Below are 19939 nucleotides of genomic sequence, written 5' to 3'. Positions count from 1 at the left end.
ATGCGATTACTTGAGCTTGCCGGCGCCGGCTTGCGCAGGCACGGCGGCCAGGGTCGAGGTGGCCGTTTGCAGCGCGTACAGGTAAGGCGGCGTCCACAGGTTGGCCGCATCGGGCCGCGCCATGCCGCACTGGCCATCGACGGCATTGGTGCCGGCGCGGTCGCTGGTGAAGATGTGGCCCGACGAGCGAAAGCCGATGAAGCTCTTGCCCTTGATCGCCTTGCCGCAGAACTCGGAGAGTTTCAGGCCGGTGAGGTTGTAGTAGTTATTTTCGATCAGCATGTTGGAACGGTAACGCGCATCGGTGCCGCTTTCGAACTTGACGTCGGTGTCTTTGGTGATCACGTTGCCCGTGACCAGATTGTTGAACATGTGCACCAGCCCGTAACGGTTCAGCGGCAGGCGCGCCGCCACCGAACTCCACCAATTGCCTGAGAAGGTCACGCGCAGGCGGCCCTCGTCGCTCCAGGCGCGCCCGCCGTCGCCATTGCCGACCAGCGTGGTTTTGTGGTGATTGGCGAAATAGCTGTTGGCGATGGTCACGTAATCGCTGCCGCGCACCACGTCCAGCGCGCCATCATGGCGCGTCTTGTAGGCGCCGGTGGCGAGCGACTCGGGAGTGTCGCCATCGCTGATGCTCAGGTGATCGAGAAAAATGTTTTGCCCGCGCGAGACGGTGACGCCGTCGGCATAGGCATTGTCCTCGTCCTCGGGATTGACGTCCCACGGCGTGTCGATGACCAGGTTGCGCACGATCACGTTGCGGGTCCAGCTCGGATAGTCTTCGCCATCCTTGCCATCCTTGATCCACTTCTTGAAGTCGGCTTCCGGATCGCCCCCTTGCGCCAGCGCCAGCTCGCCACCGATCAGCAACGAGGTGCCGGTGATGCGCGCCGGCCGTCCCTGGGCGTCGTTGATGCCCACCAGGGTCGTGTTCGACGGCAGGCTGATCGAGCCGCCGTATTTCTGGTCGGCGTAGCTGGTGTACTCGCGGAACACCGTATTGTTCTCGCTCCAGCGCAAGTCGATATGGCCGACCACGCGGATGATTTTCGGTTCGTTGCCGGCTTCCTTGATGGCGGCGACCAGTTGCTGGCCGTTGAACACGGTATAGACGCGATCAAGCCGCGCCGCGCCGCCGCCGCTCAGGACCACCTTGCCCTTGCGCGACCAGGTATGCCAGCCGGTCGCCGGCGCCGCCTGGCGCTCGAACGTGAGCACGCCGCCGGTCGGATCGACGCGGGCGAACTGCCACACCGGCAGCTTGGGCGCGGCCAGGTAGTTGGCCGGGTCGTGCAAGCCCTTCACCAGCACCGGAGCGGAATAGTTGCGCACGCCGTACAGGGCCGTTTGCAGGGGCGTGCTGGCGCCGACGAAGGTGCTGGCGTCGAGCGCGGCAGCGTGGGCGGTGGAAGCGAACGCCAGCATGACGCTGGCGGCAAGGAAGGACGTTTTCATGGTTGTCTCCAATGAACAAAAATAGAAAGAGGCGCGCGTTCTTTTGGCGAACGCTTTGCGCCGCGCATGACGATCCCTGCCCACGTGCCGGGGCCTTGCCTGCGGCAATGCCAGATCGGCCTGACGATGCGACGCAGGGCGATGGGGTCCGACAACGTGGATTAGGGAAATACAATCAGCATCCGACAGCGATGTCTGAGACAGATACCTCGCGTACCTGTCGCCATTGCGAGGACGGTGGGGAACCGGGTCGCGCAGGTCGGGATCGGCGCAGCAACCCGCGAAAGGGTTGTTACGGCACCAACGAATTCATACTACGCCCGAAAAGATGATTAAACAATCAGCCAATTGGTCAATGTGGTATTCGCGTTGAGGACATCCATCGTGCCGTCCGTAGCAGGACGAAAGCGCTCATTCCGAGAGCGCAAATAAATATTGACTTCCATGGAGCAAATGTTATTGTTGATAATTCACAAAAAGTAAAAGATAGTAATGAAAAATCACATACAAACCGGTCTCCTGTCTTTTGCGATACTTGCCCTTACCGCCTGCGGCGGCGGAAGCAACAACCAGCCAGCAGCTGATGCGGGCGGCAGCATTCCCGCTCCGGCGGTTGTTCCCATCGTGGCTCCTGTCGTAGCTCCCGTAATCGTTCCCGTGGTTACACCTGCGCCCGTGAACGCGGCGCCAATCGGGAACGCCGGCGCAGATCAAAATGTGTTCGTTGGGGCCGCCGTCATCGTGGACGGCGGCGCCAGCAATGATCCGAATGGCGATTCGCTCACCTACACATGGACATTGTCAACGCGTCCGGCAAGCAGCAATGCAGCGTTCGCATCTGTCACGACCGTTGCCCCGAGATTTAATGCCGACGTCGCCGGAATCTACATTGCCACGCTCGTGGTGAACGATGGGAAAGTCGACGGTGTTCCGGTTACTGCGACCATTATCGCGTCCGAAAAACAGATTAGCGCCAATGCCATTCCTGTCGCGAACGCCGGAGCTAACCAAACCGCGCCAGTCGGGACAAAAGTCACCCTTAACGGTGAAGCCAGCTCGGACAAAAATGGCGACGCGTTGAAGCATACATGGACGTTGGTCTCGAAACCGCCTGGCAGTAACACCAGCGTGATCGGAGACGGTAATGTCCGGCCAGTTCTGCTCCTCGACGCCGCTGGCACCTACAGCGTCACGCTTGTTGTCAACGATGGAAAAGCCGATAGTTTGCCCGCGACAGTCTTGATCACAGCAGTTGCGCCTCCGACACCGCAAAATATCGCTCCAACCGCCAACGCAGGCAAGGACCAAACGGTCAATGCAGGTTCGATGGTCTATCTGGACGGCACCTCAAGCACCGATGCGAACGGCGACAAGCTTACCTATGCCTGGTCAATTACCGCAAAGCCGGCGAACAGCAGCAGCCAGATGACAACGCCGACCCTGGCACAACCACAGTTCCTCGCTGACGCTACCGGAATTTATGAGGTAACCCTCTCGGTCAGCGATGGCAAGGCCGCCAGCGCCACCAAAGACACCATCACTATCATCGCAAAACTGGCAAACACGATAACAGTCGCTGACAATGGCACTTATCGTTGCGGCAGTATCACAAAGCAGCGCGCCCTGGCACTTTACGCCGAAGGCCACACGTATCTTGATCGCGACAATGACGGCAAGCCATGCGAAGCGAACGATATCGCCAACGAGATCACCTCGCCCTACGTTGCTCCGATCCCTTCCAGCAGCGGCCAGTGCTATGTGAGCGGTTACTATCGGAAGAATGGAACATATGTAAAAGGGTACTACCGTCGCTGCCCGAGCTGATCTTGCAATCCCGCTGGAATGAACGCCACCGCAAGGTGGCGTTTTACGTTCAATAACCGCCGGTGACGCCTATTCCCGGATTTGCAAGTAAGTCTGCGGATAATTCGCCTTCAATTCGCTGTCCCTGGTGCTCCACACCTCATTGAGCGAAAACGCGGTGTTTTGCCAGAACGCGTCGCCGCGCGGCACGGTGCTGTTGGCGACGTTGGCAATCTCGTTGTCGTTGCGCGTCTTGAACGAGGCGCTGCCGAAATTCGATGCTTCCAGCGCCAGCCGGTACTGCCGGTTGGCTTGATAGCGCACGCTTTCGTCACTGTTCCAGTCCACCACCGCGCTGTAATGGCTGATGATATCCGGCGCATGAAACTCGCCCCAGTTGCCGAGGAACTCGACGCGGCGCTTGTCGTCGGCGTTAGCGAAGCGGAAAGCGTGGGTGAGGGCGCCGTCCTTGTGATAGACGACCATCGGGTGGCCGTTCTGGGTCAGTACCTGCCCGATTGCGCGGGTGGTGTATTTTCCGTGGGCGCTGGTGGAAACGTGCGAGATGAAATCTGGCTGCTCGTTCACTTTGCCGGTCCAGACGATCACCGTTTCCACGTCGTGCCTGTGGCCGCCGAGGAAGCTCAGGCCGATGGCCTGGTCCTTTTCAAAATACAGCTCGTAAAAATGCGCGCAACGTTCGATCTTGTCGGCGCCTTCGACGCTGGCCTTGCAGATTTGCCGGTGAACGGTATTGGCGTAGACGGTCCAGTCGGCGTCGCGGCACGCGCCGTACACGCTGCCAGTGGCGTTCTTGCCGGGATTCTGGCGCAGGTTCTCGTTGCGGTGAAACGGCGTGGCCGGATAGCAGCCGTCCGAGTCGAAGTCGAAGGTCGGATGAAAATTGCGCACCTGCTTTTCATTGTATTTGGTGATAGCGGCATTCCACTTGGGGAAGTCGTCGGCATGCGCCGTCGCAGCGGTCAAGGTGATACAGGACGCCAGCGCAGCTTTGAACCACGCCGGGTTTGTCGATTGAACTGGGTTTGTTTCTCTTTTCATGGAAGATGCCTTTTGAGAGAGGGCCAATGTCGCGGGAATGTCGGGCGAGAGCGTTACGCCTGCCGGTGCCAACGATACCGCTCAATTGTGACTTCTCGTTGACCTGCGCATGCCATATGGACCACGGTCTGGGTTGGCGGGGCCTTGCCAGTCCGGTCATCGTCAAATTCGCATATTGGTATCTTTATCACAAGAGTGAACGGTACACCGTGGTCCGCCGGTACACCTGTCCCGGCCGCAGTGCGCACGAGTTGATGGCGAACTATCCGCAGACTTACCCGCAAATCAGGGAATAGAAGCAAGCAGGAGTGCCGGCTCAAAGCCCGTGGCCGGCGTGTCCGAGCTGTACGGCGAGCTTGCTGGCGTGCGCCAGCGCCTCCGGAACGTCATCGACCGGCAAATGGCCGCCCTCGCCCCACTCGTTCCACCTTTTGGCCCGATAGAAATACAGGAACGCCGTCCCTTCATGGGCCTTGTAGTGCTTGGGAATCATCGACTCCTCGAGCTGGCCCGGCCGCGCCGCCCGCAGGGGGATCACCACGAAGGTCACTGTGTAGGCGGCCAGGTCTTCATCCCGGTTCTTTTTATTGAAGCAGACGTCGACAATGAAGAACGCGGGCGTCTCGCCGGTGGCGCGCAAGACCCGGCCCACCTCGATATCGCCCGCAAACTTGGGCCAGCCCTGCCACGGATTATCGGTAAACTGATCCAGGAAACCGTCGGCCGGCAGCTTGTCGTATTCGGCGCCGATCAAGCGGCCCAGTTGGCGCGCATCGGCGTCGTCGTCCGCTTGCTTCTTCTCATGCCAGAGACGGCGCCAGATCCAGAAAAAGGGCAGGGAAAAGGCGATCAGAAGAATCCTCACGGGCGCCTGCCTGGTCATGGCGGCGGCACCTGACAACGCTAATGCAACGATGGCGCTCCACCACATGGTTCTGGCCTGTCGCCGTTGAGATGCGCGATTGTAGCGTAACGCGATTCCCGAGCAGTCAAGACTGTAAAGACAACCTGTACACCGTGGTCTGCCGGTACACCTGCCCCGGCCGCAGAATCACGGCCGAGGCGCACTGGCCGTTCAACTGATCCGGATACGCATGCGCCTCCAGGCAAAACCCGTCATGCCGCGCATACGGCCGCCCCGCCCTGCCCTGCACCCCATCGAGCGAATTGCCGCTATAAAACTGCAAGCCCGGCTCGGTGGTGGACACCTGCAAACGCCGCCCCGATCCGGGATCGACCACGCGCGCCACTTCGCGCAGCGGCCCGGTGCGGCCCATCGCGTGCGGCTTGACGCAGTAACAATGGTCGAAGCCGCCCGCCAGGCGGATCTGCGCATCCGGCCAACCGAGGCGCGGTCCGATCGCGGCCGGCTGGCGGAAGTCGAACGGGGTCCCGGCCACCGCCGCCACGCCCACGGGAATGCCGCCCGGATCGGTCTCCAGGTAAAAATCGGCATCGATCTGCAACATGTGGTCGCCCACGTCGGCGCTGCCGCCGTTCAGGTTGAAGTACGGATGCGCGGTCAGGTTGACCGGCGTGGGCGCGTCCGCCACGGCTTCGAAGTCGATGGTCAGGCGGCCTTCGTCATCAAGCCGGTAGTGCACCTGCACGTCGAGCTTGCCGGGAAAGCCGCCGTCGCCATCGGGCGAGCTAAGCCGCAGCGATACGCCCGCGTCGGATGCGTTCAGTTTCCAGCGCGCCTTGTGAAAGCCGGCGTCGCCGCCGTGCAGGTGGTTGCCGCGGTCGTTGACGGCGGCCTGCACCGGTGCGCCGTCGAGCATGAAGCGGCCCTGCGCGATGCGGTTGGCCCAGCGCCCGATGATGGCGCCGAAGTAGGCGCTGTTGTCGGCGTAGCCCGCAAGGTCGCGATAGCCGAGCAGCACGTCGGCCACCTTGCCGTAGCGGTCGGGCGCCCACCACGACACCAGCGCCGCCCCGCGCTCGCTGATCGTCAGGCGCATGTCATTGCCGTTGCGCAGGGTGAACAACTGGTCGGCGGCGCGCAGCGCGGGTGTGGCAATCAATTGGTTGGTCGTCATTAAGAATCTGCATGGTGAAATTGAGGAGCCCCCGCCAGCTCGGCCTGGCCTTGCAGGGCCTGGTCCTGGTAGGCGCGCGGGGTGCAGCCAAGCTCGCGCTTGAAGACCGAGTGCATGTACTGGCTCGACGTAAAGCCGCAGCTGAGCGCCACGTTGGCCAGGTTGCAGTCGCCGCGCCCGAGGATGGCGATGGCCGTGTCGAGGCGGAAGCGCAGGATCTCGTCATGCACGCTGCAACCGAGCTCCTGCCTGAAATACGATTCCAGCGACGAGCGCGAAATGCCGACGTAATCGGCCACCTGCCCGGTCTTGATGCCCTGGCAGGCGTACTGGCGGATAAAGTGGCGCGCGCGCATCACGTGCGGGTGCTTGGCCGGTTCGTGCTTGCTCGACGCCAGCACGTTGATGCCGGCCGGCGGCACCAGAATGCGCGTCGTCGACAGGCGCGCGCCGTGCAGCATCTGGTCGAGCAGGTGGGCGGCGGCGCGTCCCATTTCCTGCGCGCCCTGGATCACCGAGCTGAGCGGAATGCGGGTGAGCATGCGCGCCAGCGGGTCGTTGTCGATGCCGATCAGCGCCACCTGTTCGGGTACTTCGATGCCGGCGATCATGCAGGCCTGCATCAACTGGCGCGCCCGGGCATCGGTGACGGCGATGATGCCGCACGGTTTGGGCAGGCTGTGCAGCCAGTTGATCTGCTGCTGGACCGCTTCGTCCCACGATGGCGCGCTGGTGCCCTGGCCACGGAAGACTTCGGCTTCCATGCGGTCGCGCCGCATCAGGCTGCGGAAGGCATTTTCGCGTTCCTGGGCCCAGCGGTTTTCCTGCGCTTCCGGCAGGCTGAACAGCGCGAAGTGGCGCAGGCCGGCTTCGATCAGGTGTTCGTAGGCCAGTTTGATGAGTTTGAAATTGTCGGTGGCCACGTAGGGCACGCCGGACGGGTAGGCGGCCACGTTTTCGTAGGAGCCGCCCACGGCGACGACGGGAATGCGGCTGCGCGCAAGGGCGGCGGCGACTGCGGGGTCGTCGAAATCGGCGATCACGCCGTCGCCCTGCCAGTCTTCGATGCCGGGCAGGCGCAGGCGGAAGTCCTCTTCGAGGAACAGGTCCCACGAGCTGCGCGTGCTCGACAGATAGGCGGCGATTCCTTCAATTACTTCACGATCGAAAATCTTGTTCGCGTTGAACAGCAGTGCGATTCGATGCGATTTTGGCATCAACATGGTTGATTGTCTCCTTTAGCCTCGCTGGCATGCCTCATTTTTGGGCATGCTTCATTTGTTTATTGTATAACTAAAACAAATTGCTTTAGTAGCAATGAACGGGGTGCGGGGCTGCGGCTTATTCTGCAAGCAACGAGGTGTAAGTTCAATTACGAAAATGACCAAGGCGCGGTGCGATTCTGGGGGAGGCCGCGCCGCACGCCCGGCCATCGGCATCAGGGCCGGCCGGCCAGCGCCAGGTCCGGGTCGCTGTCGAACAGCGCCCCCAGCCAGCCGGCAAAGGCGGCCAGCTTGGGCGCGGCCATCCGCCCTTGCGGATACAGCAGCGACACCGGCATGGGCGTGGGCGGCGTGTCCGCCAGCACCTGCACCAGCGTGCCGTCGGCCAGGTGCCGGCGGACCTGGTAGGTGGCGACCTGCGTCAGTCCCAATCCCTGCAAGGCGCAACTGAGGTTGGCGTCGGCATCGTTGACCGCGATCGGCCCGCTGATGGCCACCTTGACCACCGCCTCGCCCACCACGAAATCCCAGTCGAACGGGCGCCCCGTGCGCGCCGAAAAATGCACCACGCTGCGGTGCGCGTGCAACTCGTCAATCGCTTGCGGCACGCCATGGCGCGCAAAGTAGGATGGCGTGGCGCAGGTGACGAAGCGCATCTCGCCGATCTGGCGCCCGATCATCGACGAATCCTGCAACTTGCCGACCCGCACCGCGCAATCGATGCCGTCCTGGATCAGGTCGACCAGGCGGTCGGTGATACTGATGCTCAGTTCGACCTCGGGACAGGCCTCATGGAAGGCGGCGATGTGCGGCAGGATCAAATGCCGCGCCAGCGCCGACGGCAGGTCGATCCGCAGCTTGCCCCTGGGCCGGGCCGATTCCGCGCCAAAAAACGGTTGCTCGGAGGCGTCGATGGCGGCCAGGATGTCGATGCAATGGGCGTAATACTGGGCCCCGTCGGGCGTCAGCGAGAGCTTGCGCGTGGTGCGCTGGAGCAACTGGCGGCCCAAGAACGCTTCCAGGTTCTTCATGGTGGCCGTCAGCGAGGCGCGCGGCAGGTGCAGGCTCTCGGCCGCGCGCGAAAAACTGTTCGCCTCCACGATGCGCACGAATGTTTGCATTGCCTTCACCTTGTCCATGCGTAATCCCCCCATCGATTGTTCATATTTTGTGAAAAGTATAGGCGCATTATGAGCATATAATCGCCCGACCGGTTTTGTCTACAATGGCAGCACTTCAACGCAAGTTGCTATTTTGAGGATGCAAGATGAAACCGAACACCGAATCCACAGGCGATATTTCTTCCGGCATGGTGCTGCTGCTGGCGGTGGCCGCCGGCCTGATCGTGGCCAATCTGTATTACGCGCAGACCCTGGTCGGGCCGATCAGCCGCGCCACCGGCCTGTCCGCCGCGGCCGCCGGGCTGATCGTCACCCTGACCCAGGTCGGCTACACCATCGGCCTGCTGTTCATCGTGCCGCTCGGCGATGTGCTGGAAAACCGGCGCCTGGTGATCGGCGCCCTGCTGCTGACCGCCGTGGCGCTGCTCACGGCGGCGTTCAGCACCAGCGGCTGGGTGTTCCTGGCGGCGGCGCTGGCCATCGGTCTCGGTTCCGTGGCGGCGCAGATACTGGTGCCGATTGCCGCCCACCTGTCGCGCGAAGCGACGCGGGGCAAGGTGGTGGGCCAGGTGGTCAGCGGCTTGCTGATGGGCATCATGCTGGCGCGCCCGGTCGCCAGCCTGGTGGCCGACGCCAGCAACTGGCACGTGGTGTTCGGCGGCGCCGCCGTGCTGACCCTGATGTTGGCCGCCGTGCTGCGCGTCAAGCTGCCGCAGCGCATGCCGACCTCCACGCTGCCTTATGGGCGCCTGATCGGCTCGATGTGGACCTTGTTCAAGACCACGCCGGTGCTGCGTCGCCGCGCCGCTTACCAGGCCGGCTTGTTCGGCGCCTTCAGCCTGTTCTGGACGGTCACGCCGATGATGTTGTCCGGGCCGCAGTTCCAGATCTCGCAGACCGGCATCGCGATTTTCGCGCTGGTCGGCATGGCCGGGGCGATCGCCTCGCCGATCGCCGGACGCCTGGCCGATGCCGGCAAGACCTTGCCCGCCACCGGCGTGGCGCTGACCCTGGGCGTGGTGGCGTTTGCCCTGCCCTTGCTGATTCCGGGTTCGCGCGCGCTGGCGCTGGGCGTGCTGGTGGTGGCCTCGATCATCCTCGACATGGGCGTGGCCGCCAGCCTGGTGCTGGGCCAGCGCGCCATTTTCGGCATGGCGCCGGAAGTGCGCAGCCGCCTGAACTCGGTGTATATCGCGCTGTTTTTTGCCGGCGGCGCGCTCGGCTCGGCGCTCGGCGGGTGGGTGTTCGCCACGTATGGCTGGCATGCGGTGTTGCTGACGGGTATGGCCTTTCCCGCGCTGGGACTGGCGCTGTGGTTGTCGGAACCGCGCCCGGTGGCGGCCGTCGAGGCCAGCCGATAAATAATGGGCGGATATTTTCGCCCAACTGCATACCACAAGAGCGGCGCGCAGGCGAGCTAGCGCGATAGACGCAGATCGTGTTGCGTGCGCGCCAGGCGCTTAGGCTATGGGTGTACGCCGCCTCTGTTGTATGCGGCGACAGGCTGGTCCGGTGGCCTCAACACCGGGCACCAGTTTTCCTCCTCCACTTTGCCCGATGCCGGTTCCCGGCCTATTTCACGTGGTCGTTGATATACGGTAGCGGCACCCAGCGGTAGCCGTCGCCGTCGGCACGCAAGCGGCCCACGCCGGGAAACGCCACGTGGTCGCCCGCCACCAGGTATTTCTCCCTGGCCGCTTCAGCAAAGGCGCGCTTGCGCTGCGCGGCCGCCGCATTGGCGTCGACATCGAACACGATCGTCACCGACGGGTCCGGCATCTGGACTTCCGCCACGTGCAGCAGGTCGCCCCAGAACACCAGTTTTTCGCCGCCGCCCTCGAGCGCGTAGAAACTGTGGCCCGGCGTGTGGCCGTAGCTCGGAATCGAGCGGATGCCGGGGAATAATTCGGTGGCGCCATCGAAGGTCTTGACCTTGCCGGCGTCCACATATGGTTTCACCTTCATCAGCGCCTGGTCGAACAGCGCCCGCTTGGCCTCGGGCGCCTCGCTGCGCCTGGCGGCGCTCATCCAATAGTCCAGTTCGCGCTTGTCGAGATGCAAGGTGGCGTTGGGGAAAACCATGCGCTTTCCATCCATCAGTCCGCCCGTATGATCGGTGTGGATATGCGTGATCAGGATGTCGGTGATCTGTCCGGGCTGGTAACCGGCCGATGCCAGGGTGGCGACCAGCTTGTTCAGGGTCGGGCCGTACAGTTCGCCGCTGCCGGTGTCGACCAGCAGCAGGCGCGCGCCGCTCTCGATCAGGTAGGCGTTGACGGACGCGTCCACATGGGTTCCCTGGAAGGTGGCCGCCAGGCGCGCCGCCACTTGGGCCGGCGCCACGTTGGTCAGGAGCGCGGCGGGCGGAATCGCCAGGGTGCCGTCGGACAAGGCCGTCACGTTCACATTGCCCACCTTGAAATGATGGTAGCCGGGCTGGACCTTGTTGAGGCGGACGCCTGGCGCAGCCTGGGCGAATGCGGCCGGCGCGCCCGCGCCAAAGGTGAGGAAGGCGGCCGCCAGTGCGCCGATCAGGACGGTGTTTTTCATATTATTTTCTTGAAAGTGGTGAGGCGATCGATTATATTTATTTCACTTTCATTGATACATAGGATAAAAATACAATGTCTATCTATGCAGCGTTGATAATCGCATGATCGACAACATTCTCGACCTGAGCATTTTTGCGCGCGTGGTGCAGACCGGCAGCATGACCGACGCCGCCGGCGAGCTCGACTTGTCATTGGCGGTGGTGAGCAAGCGCATGGCGGCGCTGGAAGACCGGCTCGGCGTGCGCCTGCTCAACCGCACCACGCGCAAGCAGTCGCTCACGCAGGAAGGGGCGCGCTTTCACCAGCGCTGCATCCGCATCCTGGCCGAAGTCCAGGATGCGGAGGCCGACATGACCGACAGCCGCACCAGCATCGCCGGCCTGTTGCGGGTGGCCGCGCCGCGCGGCTTCGGGCGGCGCTACATGAGCGGCATCGCGGCCGCCTTTCAGCGCCAGCATCCGGCCCTGTGCATCGAGCTGAGCCTGGACGACGCCTACGTCGACATGGTCGAGTCGGCCATCGACGTGGCCCTGCGCTTCGGCAACCTGAACGATTCGAGCATGATCGCGCGCCCGATCGCCACCGGCTACCGCATCATGTGCGCCTCGCCCGGCTACATCGAACGGCACGGCGCCCCGCTCACGCCCGAGGATCTGGTCCGGCACGCCTGCATCGTGTACCGCGCCGACTCGACCCGGCACTGGGTGTTCGAGCGCGACGGCAAACCGGTCACGGCCGCCATCACGCCGACCTTTTTCTGCAACGATGGCGATGCGGCCCAAGCCATCGCGCGCGAAGGCGGCGGCATTTTCTACAAGGCGCTGTGGGATGTGAGCGAGGATCTCGCCGCCGGTACGCTGGTGCGCGTGCTGCCGCACTACAGCGCGCCGAGCGAGCCGCTGCAGGTGGTGTATCCGCACGCGCTGCATTTGTCGCCCAGGGTGCGCCAGTTCGCCGAGTTCGCCATCGAGCGGCTGCGCGCGCAACTGCCGTGAACCGATCCCTGTGAAAGCGCGGTGCGGCCACGGCCGCGATCTTGACGAAAAATCAAGGCGCGCGGTTAGAATATCGACTTAACAAGCGGTCCGACACGCTTGACTCTTGACTCTTCCCACACGAGAACCCGCCACATGCCAACGCAACCGATCTTGATCCGCAATCACCTGCAGGCTGGCGACGGCCCGCGCGAAATCCTCCTGGTGCACGAAGGCCGGGTCATGCCGGCCTCCCCCGCGCTGCGATGGGTCGGGGCCTTCAGCGACGACGGCAAGGGCGGCCTGATCGCCCCCGCCAACGCCATCGGCGGCGGTGCCGGCTACATCGATGCGGGCGGCCGCTGGGTGGTTGCGCCCGAGCTGGAAAGCGCCCACCCCTTCTCCGATGGCCTGGCGCCGTACCGCAAGGATGGACTGTTGGGTTTCATGCACCCGGACGGCACGCCAGCGATCGCGCCGCGCTTGATCGGCGGGCGGCATTTCCATGCTGGCCTGGCGGCGGTGCTGGTCGCGCCCGACACCTTTCGCTACATCGACAAGCGCGGCGAGTTTGCTTTCGAGGGCGAGTTTTGCGAGGCCGGTGATTTTTGCGCGAACGGCCTGGCGGTGGCCAGGAGCGGCAAGCGCGACCAGGCCGGCTACCTGGACCAACAGGGCGGCTGGGCGATTGCTCCGCGCTTCGTCAAGGCACTGCGTTTTTGCGCCGGTGGCGCGGCGCCGGTATCGGTCGGAGAAGACCGGTATGGCCTGATCGACGCGCGCGGCGAATGGATCGCGCAGCCCGGCTACCGGTTTATTGAAGACTTCAATGCCGACGGCCTGGCATTTTTCGGGCAGGGGAAAAGCAGCTGGAATTACGACACCGGCTTTCTCGATGCGCGCGGCGACAAATTTTTCCTGGGTGCGCCCGTCGGAAGCACCAATATGGTCGGCGGCATGCTGCGCGAGAACGACCAGACCTACGTCACGCGCCATGGCGCGGTGCACATTCCCGGCATGGACTGGGGCGGTGAGATCAACGAGCACGGCATCGCCCTCGGACGCACTGCGCACTACTGCGAGCGCGTCGAGGGCCAGCCCAATCCGCCGGCCACATGGGGCATCCTGGACATCGAAGGCGAATTCGTCGCGGTGCCTGGCAACGCCCTGGAACCGCTGACGGACAAGGACGGCATGTTCGAGGAAGCGGAAGCGGACACGCCGCTGGCCGTTTTCTTCGGCGACGACGACGACCTGCTGATGCTCGGGCGCGACGCCCGCATCGCCTTCCGCCTGCGCCGCGAAGCGTCGGCGCAGGGCCAGTTTGCGGCGCTCTACGACGCCGATGCGCGCCTGATCTGGACCAGCCCCGCAGGCGGGCCGATCGCACTGCCGGAGCGCTTCTTCGTGGCCCCGCCGCACTCCCTGATGGACAAGCTTCCCTCGCTTGATGCCCTGGTCGACTTCGCCAGGGCGATGCTGCTCGCTACCGAACGCAAGCTGCAACTGCTCGTACGCGAAGGAAAACTCGACGATGAGGACGAGGACCATGGCGAGGACCAGGGCGAGGACGAAGACGAGGACGAAGACGAAGACGAAGACGAAGACGAGGATGAGGATGAGGACGCCGGTGTCGAAGCGGCGCTCGCCAGCTACCTGGCCACGCGCAGCCGCATTGTCCGCTTCTACCTCAACGAAGAACTGGTCGGCTACTACCCCTTCCTGGCGGAGGAACGCAGGGCGCTTCTGCACCACATCCAGCAGGACTGCGTGGAGCGGCTGAGCGCGCAATTCGGCCCGGTCGATAACAAGCCCGACTTTGCCGGCCAGCCGCACAACACCTGGTACTACGCCTGGCCGATCCGCCTTGACACTGCCCTGCCAGGCACGGACGACGCCCCCGAGGCGAACCGCCTGTGGCTGGCCCTGAACTGGAGCGGCGACACCGGCGACGGCGACGAGTGGGGCGACTTGTGGCTGACCTGCGCGCCGAGCCTTGAAACGCTGGAACTGGCGCAGGAAGCGTTCGACCAGTTGCCCTGCGACGAAGACAGCGAGAACGAGGACGAAGACAACGAAGACGACGACGAGGGCGAGGACGAGCCGGCCACCATGAGCCATGAGGCCCTGCTGGCCCTGGTAACCGAATCGCCCACCGGCATCAACGAGCTCGCCGACGACCAGATCAGCGCCGAGCTGGCCGACGCCGCCACGGAAGCGCACGCGGACGCGCTGGAGTACCTGCCCGAACGTTTCCAGACGCCAGAGCGGCTGGAAGCGCTGATACGTAAAAGTGTCGATTGCGCACGCTCGATTCCCGACGTCTGCATGAGCGCCCAGGGCCTGGCGCTGGCGCGCGCGCTGTACGGCGAGGACGACGCCTGGATCGCGCATGACGCCTATCGCAGCAAACCGCGCACCTGCTGGGACCAAAACGCCCTGTGGAACTACTGGGGCGCCCTGATCGATGCTCCGATGAGCGAACGCGCGCTGCGCGCCGGCGTCAGTTTGTACAAAATCCCGCTCTGGCTGCGCACGCCGGAACTCGAAGCACTGGCCTTGCAGCTGAAAATCTCGGACATCCGCACCGTACGCAAGCAGGCGATCACCGCCGACATCGCGGCGCGCGCGGTGCGCGAACGCCACTCGGCGCTACTCGAATACATTCCGGCCCACCTGCTCACGCCCGCTTTGTGCCTGGCCTCGGTACAGCATGGCGGCGACACGCTCGCCTTCGTCCCGCCGGCGCTGCGCAGCATCGACGTATGCACGGCGGCGGTCGCGCACGACGTGGGAGCGATCTATTGGGTGCCGGACGAGATGAAAGAAGACATCTGCACCCGCGTCATCGAGGCTGGCCTGGCAGCGGGCGCCGGGAATGAATGGACACGCAAGCTGCGCGGCAGGCACTATGCGCTGCGCGCCTGGGTGCGGGTCTGGAACGAAGACTACGCCGGCGCGATCGGCGACGCCACCCTGGCGCTGGGCTATCTGGAGTTTCCGGTTAACGCGCACTTCCTGCTGGCCGTGTCCTACCGCGCCCTCGGCCGCGCGTTCGACAGTGCGCTGGAAGCGGCGACGGTACTGGCGATCGACAGCGATTTCGAACCCGACTGGACGGCCGATACGACCTGGCTGGCGCCCGAGGCCAAGGCCACCTTGTCGGCGGCGGACGATGAAGCCTTGCTGCGCGGCCTGCGCACGCACCCGCTGGCGCTGTCGAAAATCGCGCAGCGCCGCATCACGCAGGCGATGGCCGAGGTGGCCGTGGCGGCATCGCCGGACGCTTTGGCGTTCGTGCCGAAAAAGCTCATGACGGCGGAACTGCGAGCGCTGGCCACGCGCTAGACCGATTTATCCAACCAGAAAGAGCACCATGCGCAACACTATCCTCACTACCCTGATCCTCGCGGCGGCCGTCGCCGCCGGCGTGCCCGCGCACGCGGCGGACCCGGCGCCGGCCCCCAACCTCGACAAGTCGCAGCTGGCGCCGGACGCGCAAGGCCTGGTCGCCACCGACGCCGCGTTCGCCTACGTGCGCGGACGCAGCGCCGCATCGAGCAAGACCATCAGCGAGAAGATCGTCGCTTGCCACGGCGTCTCGCGCGCGCGTTTCGCCGCGACGCTCGACGAAGCGATGGTGACCTGCTATTCCCAGATCGCGCCCAAGTACAAACCGCGCATGTCGATCAACGACGCCATGCCGGCCTTCGCCCTGTGCGCGCGCACGACCATGCTGCGCACCTTGAACCTGGACGCGGACACGGTCAACCCGTGCATCGCCGCGGCGCAATAGCAGCGCCGGAAGCGGCTGGTCCAGGCCCTGTTGCGCGAACGCTTTGGCGGGGAGATGCCAGCGTCAGCAGCCGAAGTCGCCGCGCGCCACCCTGGCGCTCGGGCGATGTTTGCCAGTGCGCGAAGAAATACCTCGCTGAAGTGTCGACAAGGCCGGAAAGCTGATGCGTTTGCAGGCGTTCGCCACCCAGACATCCCCGGTCAGCACATTCACCGCGTAATGACCGTGCGTAAAAGACATGGCGTTCTTGGGGTGGCTGTACACCAGGCCAAAGGTACGATAGCCCGGATACAGGTCGTCGCCGCCACGGAATGGTTCGTCGATCCACCAGGCTGTGTCGGACATGTCCACCCGCTCGTGTTCCAGCACCACCATCAGGACCCGCTTGGCCTGGTTCACGGTCAAGCCGGTCGGCCGCACCTTGTTCACGTCGAGCACCCGCGCAAACGCCGACCCAGAGCACAGCAGCCCGGCAGCAACGATCAAGGTGGAGAGCCCGCTTACGATTCGCATTGCATGCACGCTTTCATATGGTATATTTATCAACACTATTATATGTCACCAATACGATCACACGAAAGCCCATCCAGCATGAATCATGCCCTGACCCGCAGCCTGCTCGCCGCCGCACTGTCTACCTCGTTCGCCAGCACCCAGGCGCAAACGCCGGCCCCCAGCGCGCAGGCACTGGCCGATTTCGCCAAAGCCGCACCGCACCTGGTCGCCGCGCTCGAATGCAAGAAGAAGCTGGTCTATACGGATGCGGTGAAGGTGTTTGTGAAAGACCCCAACAGCTTCGACGACATTGTCCTGCCGGCGCCGCTGACTGTGTTCGGCATCAAGACCACCCTGATCAGCGTGACCGAGGACGACCAGAACGGCGGCGGCGGTTACAACGCCAAATTCGTCGGGATGTCGCAGAAAGACGCCGCCAGGGCAGCCAGGGTGACGGGACCGAACTACAAGCGCAACGTCAAAGGCGGCGGGATGATCGAAGTGGGAGCGCCAGGCGACGGCTCGGCCTATATCGCCTGCATCTACGGCGCCGGCGAAGGCTGACGCCGGCCAGGCCTCACTGGCCGCCGAGGATGCGCGCCACCTGCAGGGCCGGGGCGCTGCCGATGTCGAGCACCACGCCGGCTTCATCAAGCTGCAACGGTTCGAGGTCGCGCAGTTGGCTCTCGAGCAGCGCGGGCGGCATGTAGTGATTGGCGCGGGCGCGCATGCGCTCGGCGATCAGTTCGCGCGGCCCGTCCAGGTGGGCGAAGCGCAGCGCCGGATCGCCTTCGCGCAGCAGGTCGCGGTAGCGCCGCTTGAGCGCCGAGCACGACAGCACCAGGCCGGCGCCACGCGCGCGCGCCTCCCGGATCTGCGCTTGCAGGGCATGCAACCATCCGGCCCGGTCCGCATCGTCGAGCGGCACCCCGGCCGACATCTTGGCCACGTTCGCGGCCGGATGATACTGGTCGCCCTCCACGAACGTCACGTCGAGCTCTTGCGCGAGCGCTTGCCCGACCGTGCTCTTGCCGCAGCCGGACACCCCCATCACCACCCAACGCATCTTGTCATCCTTGCCGACCATGCCGCCTCCAAAAGTTAGCGCTAACATCAGGACTCGAAGTCTAGCGAATCGGGCCGATTTGTAAAGATGTTTTGCGTTCGGCGGGCCGCTGCATGGCCTTGCTATCCACAGTTGTAAACAAATTCTGTGGATAAGTGTGTTAACAAGCCACTCGCGACGTCGGCAAGTCCTTGCTTTTAAAGGGGAAAATCGCACTGCCCTATTATCAGGCACTGTGGACAGTTGCTATCCGGCCTTAAGTTGCAAACAGAATCTGTGGATAAGTTTGTTAACAAGCCAGCCGCTCGCACGCTAAGTCATTGCTTCTAAACACAAAAATGCACCTGCGTGCTTTTCGGGCAGGTGTCAGGGCGCCGGCGCCAGCGGCGTGACCGGCCCCACTGTCATGCCGCCGGTGCGGATGGCGGCGTCGAGCGCATCGATGCGCTGCTGCATGGCCGGATGCGAGGCCACGTAGTGCGACAGGCCGGTCGGGTCGGCGTCGCCCTCTTTCAGGGCAGCAAACAGCTCGGTCGCCCCGCCCGCATGGCCGTAGCGGCAATGCAGGATGCGCAGGGCCGCCGCATCGGCCGCCGCCTCGCGCGTGCGCGAATACGTGGCGTCGCCCAATTGGCCGACCGGCGCCAGCAAGTCGCTCAGGCCCGAATCGCTGCCGGTCAGCAGCGCCGACACGCCGAACAGCACGATGCCGCGCCCCAGCGCCCGTAAATGGTCGCGCTGGGTGATGTGCGACAACTCGTGCGCCAGCACGAAGGCCAGGCCGTTTTCGGACTTCACCTCATCGAGCAAGCCGGTGAACACGACGATATTGCCGCCCGGCAGAACCGCGGCGTTGGGTGTGTCCGACTTGTACAGGGTGACATTCGACGGCAGGCGCAGGCCGGCGCAGGTGCGCAGGCTGTCGACCAGCGCCTGCACCTGCACTTGCCGGGGGCGCTCGGCGGGCGCGGTTTCGATCGCCTTGGCCGGCAACAGCGCGTACAGGCGCGCCTCGCTTTCGTGGTCGAGTCGCTCGACGACCGTATCGACGGCCAGCGCCAGCATCCAGAACAGCAGGGCCGTACCCGCCACCAGCCACAGCCCGATCACGAAAAAATCCTTCAGCGGATGCTGGTCGGAGATGTTGTCGTTATGTTCGGGCAGCGAAGGCTGGTATTTCATGGCGTTTCTTACTTGGCGAAGTAGATGGCGGTGCCGTAGGCCAGCACTTCCACCGAGGTCACGCTGCCAGGCCGCTTGCCGGAAATCGACATCGCTTCCAGGCGCAGGTTGACGATCTCGTGTGCGTTGGGGCAACTTTCCTTCAGGCGCAGCACGGCCTCGCGGCGGGCGCGGTCGATCAGCGTTTCGTGCGAGGTGACGGCGCCGCCGATGAACGAGCGCAATCCCAGCACGGCCTGCTTGAAGTAATCGATCGAGACCACCACGTTGCCGTACACCAGCTCACTGCGTTCGACCGGACGGGCCGGGTCGAGCAAGGTCTTGAGCGAGGTCGATGGCAGGTGCAGCCAGGTTTTTTCGCGGCTGTGGATCGATGCGTAGTGCTTGGCCTCGGCGGCGCGGCCGAAGAAATAGCCGACCACGACCAATACCAGCCAGAATCCGATGGCGACTAACTCACCCATCGTCTCAGCCCACGGTGACGGCGGTGCCGTACACATAGATTTCGGCGGCGCCGGCGGCCACGGACGAGGTCGAAAAGCGCACGTTGACGATCGCATTCGCGCCCATCTGCCTGGCCTGTGCCTGCATGCGTTCGATGGCGCTGTCGCGCGATTCGTTGAGCAGCTCCGTGTAACCCTTGAGCTCGCCGCCAACGATATTTTTCAGGCCGGCCATGATGTCGCGCCCGACGTGCTTGGCGCGCACGGTGCTGCCCGAGACCACGCCGTGGCAGGTCATGATGGTTTTGCCCGGAATGGTTTCGATATTCGTCATTAACATGAGTTACTTTCTTTACTACTTTAAGTGGACATTAATTATAGTTGCAATCCTGCCAATAAGATAGCTTTTCCACCCAGTCTGCATGCCGGGAGCGCATGCATACCGGGCGAAAACGCAACAGTATCGATGAGTTGAGCCGTGCCTGTGGCGCGCGGCCCGGGCCGCCGCATGCACAACGCATGCACCCGCTGTTGCGGGCGCTGTGCGATGCGCGGGCCGGCCGGGGCCCGCCATCGCATCGCGCGCCGCGCGCAGCTGGCACATGAAACTATTGAGCTTTCGTCACGAACTGCGTACAGTGGAAAGCTTGTTAAATACTCACATGCGCGTCAGACAGCCATCACCTTGATCGACAAACCCTCTTTTTCTGCTCCGGAAGAACCAC

The 19939-nt window shown here is 63.8% G+C and carries 18 protein-coding genes; 6 read left to right on the top strand and 12 right to left on the bottom strand.

Annotated elements, in window-relative coordinates; translation table 11 throughout:
* Positions 1-6: 6 nt before the first annotated feature.
* A complete protein-coding gene (locus F0185_RS24610) occupies positions 7-1458 on the bottom strand; it encodes a pectate lyase family protein (RefSeq protein ID WP_167228927.1) in 1452 nt (483 codons plus the stop codon).
* 492 nt (positions 1459-1950) lie between these two features.
* Between F0185_RS24610 and F0185_RS24605 the strand changes: the two genes are divergently transcribed.
* A complete protein-coding gene (locus F0185_RS24605; protein ID WP_167228925.1) occupies positions 1951-3282 on the top strand; it encodes a PKD domain-containing protein in 1332 nt (443 codons plus the stop codon).
* A 69-nt stretch (positions 3283-3351) separates the two neighbouring features.
* On the opposite strand, the gene F0185_RS24600 is transcribed toward F0185_RS24605, so the two are convergent.
* The 5 genes from F0185_RS24600 to F0185_RS24580 all read right to left on the bottom strand — a co-directional run bounded on the left by F0185_RS24600 (position 3352) and on the right by F0185_RS24580 (position 8706).
* Positions 3352-4323, bottom strand: a complete 972-nt coding sequence (locus F0185_RS24600; protein WP_167228923.1) for an NPP1 family protein — start codon at positions 4321-4323, stop codon at positions 3352-3354.
* Between the two features lie 316 nt (positions 4324-4639).
* Complete coding sequence (locus F0185_RS24595; protein ID WP_167228922.1) at positions 4640-5188, bottom strand: hypothetical protein; 549 nt, start codon at positions 5186-5188, stop codon at positions 4640-4642.
* Positions 5189-5312: 124 nt separating this feature from the next.
* Entirely contained in the window at positions 5313-6362 is a 1050-nt protein-coding gene (locus F0185_RS24590; protein WP_167228920.1) for an aldose epimerase family protein, read from the bottom strand.
* A complete protein-coding gene (locus tag F0185_RS24585) occupies positions 6362-7585 on the bottom strand; it encodes a XylR family transcriptional regulator (protein ID WP_167228918.1) in 1224 nt (407 codons plus the stop codon). The genes F0185_RS24590 and F0185_RS24585 overlap by 1 nt, the downstream gene beginning before the upstream one ends.
* A 215-nt stretch (positions 7586-7800) precedes the next feature.
* A complete protein-coding gene (locus F0185_RS24580) occupies positions 7801-8706 on the bottom strand; it encodes a LysR family transcriptional regulator (protein WP_308624282.1) in 906 nt (301 codons plus the stop codon).
* Positions 8707-8852: 146 nt separating this feature from the next.
* On the opposite strand from F0185_RS24580, the gene F0185_RS24575 reads away from it, so the two are divergent.
* Positions 8853-10067, top strand: a complete 1215-nt coding sequence (locus tag F0185_RS24575; protein ID WP_229477168.1) for an MFS transporter — start codon at positions 8853-8855, stop codon at positions 10065-10067.
* A 211-nt stretch (positions 10068-10278) separates the two neighbouring features.
* On the opposite strand, the gene F0185_RS24570 is transcribed toward F0185_RS24575, so the two are convergent.
* A complete protein-coding gene (locus tag F0185_RS24570) occupies positions 10279-11256 on the bottom strand; it encodes an MBL fold metallo-hydrolase (protein WP_167228914.1) in 978 nt (325 codons plus the stop codon).
* Between the two features lie 103 nt (positions 11257-11359).
* Here F0185_RS24570 and F0185_RS24565 point away from each other — a divergent pair, with 103 nt between their 5' ends.
* The 3 genes from F0185_RS24565 to F0185_RS24555 all read left to right on the top strand — a co-directional run bounded on the left by F0185_RS24565 (position 11360) and on the right by F0185_RS24555 (position 16028).
* Complete coding sequence (locus F0185_RS24565; protein ID WP_167228912.1) at positions 11360-12253, top strand: LysR family transcriptional regulator; 894 nt, start codon at positions 11360-11362, stop codon at positions 12251-12253.
* Positions 12254-12388: 135 nt separating this feature from the next.
* Positions 12389-15580, top strand: coding sequence for a WG repeat-containing protein (locus tag F0185_RS24560; RefSeq protein ID WP_167228911.1), 3192 nt, complete (start codon positions 12389-12391; stop codon positions 15578-15580).
* Between the two features lie 28 nt (positions 15581-15608).
* Positions 15609-16028, top strand: a complete 420-nt coding sequence (locus tag F0185_RS24555; protein WP_167228909.1) for a hypothetical protein — start codon at positions 15609-15611, stop codon at positions 16026-16028.
* Between the two features lie 63 nt (positions 16029-16091).
* Here the strand turns inward: F0185_RS24555 and F0185_RS24550 are convergent, their stop codons facing one another.
* Positions 16092-16541 carry a Tgi2PP family T6SS immunity protein gene (locus tag F0185_RS24550; RefSeq protein WP_167228907.1) on the bottom strand — a complete coding sequence of 150 codons (450 nt, stop codon included), beginning with the start codon at positions 16539-16541 and terminating at the stop codon, positions 16092-16094.
* 78 nt (positions 16542-16619) lie between these two features.
* Between F0185_RS24550 and F0185_RS24545 the strand changes: the two genes are divergently transcribed.
* Positions 16620-17087: a hypothetical protein gene (locus F0185_RS24545; RefSeq protein ID WP_167228905.1), complete on the top strand. Its 468-nt coding sequence runs from the start codon at positions 16620-16622 to the stop codon at positions 17085-17087.
* 13 nt (positions 17088-17100) lie between these two features.
* Here F0185_RS24545 and F0185_RS24540 read toward each other — a convergent pair whose 3' ends face one another.
* The 4 genes from F0185_RS24540 to F0185_RS24525 all read right to left on the bottom strand — a co-directional run bounded on the left by F0185_RS24540 (position 17101) and on the right by F0185_RS24525 (position 19554).
* A complete protein-coding gene (locus F0185_RS24540) occupies positions 17101-17574 on the bottom strand; it encodes a gluconokinase (protein ID WP_167228981.1) in 474 nt (157 codons plus the stop codon).
* A 381-nt stretch (positions 17575-17955) separates the two neighbouring features.
* Positions 17956-18771, bottom strand: a complete 816-nt coding sequence (locus tag F0185_RS24535; protein ID WP_167228903.1) for a M48 family metallopeptidase — start codon at positions 18769-18771, stop codon at positions 17956-17958.
* 8 nt (positions 18772-18779) lie between these two features.
* Positions 18780-19235 carry a YbjQ family protein gene (locus F0185_RS24530; protein WP_167228901.1) on the bottom strand — a complete coding sequence of 152 codons (456 nt, stop codon included), beginning with the start codon at positions 19233-19235 and terminating at the stop codon, positions 18780-18782.
* 4 nt (positions 19236-19239) lie between these two features.
* Complete coding sequence (locus F0185_RS24525; RefSeq protein ID WP_166888335.1) at positions 19240-19554, bottom strand: YbjQ family protein; 315 nt, start codon at positions 19552-19554, stop codon at positions 19240-19242.
* Positions 19555-19939: the final 385 nt, after the last annotated feature.

It is taken from the genome of Massilia rubra (assembly GCF_011682065.1).
GTDB lineage: Bacteria > Pseudomonadota > Gammaproteobacteria > Burkholderiales > Burkholderiaceae_D > Telluria_A > Telluria_A rubra.
This window is presented reverse-complemented; position numbering and strand designations above follow the sequence as displayed.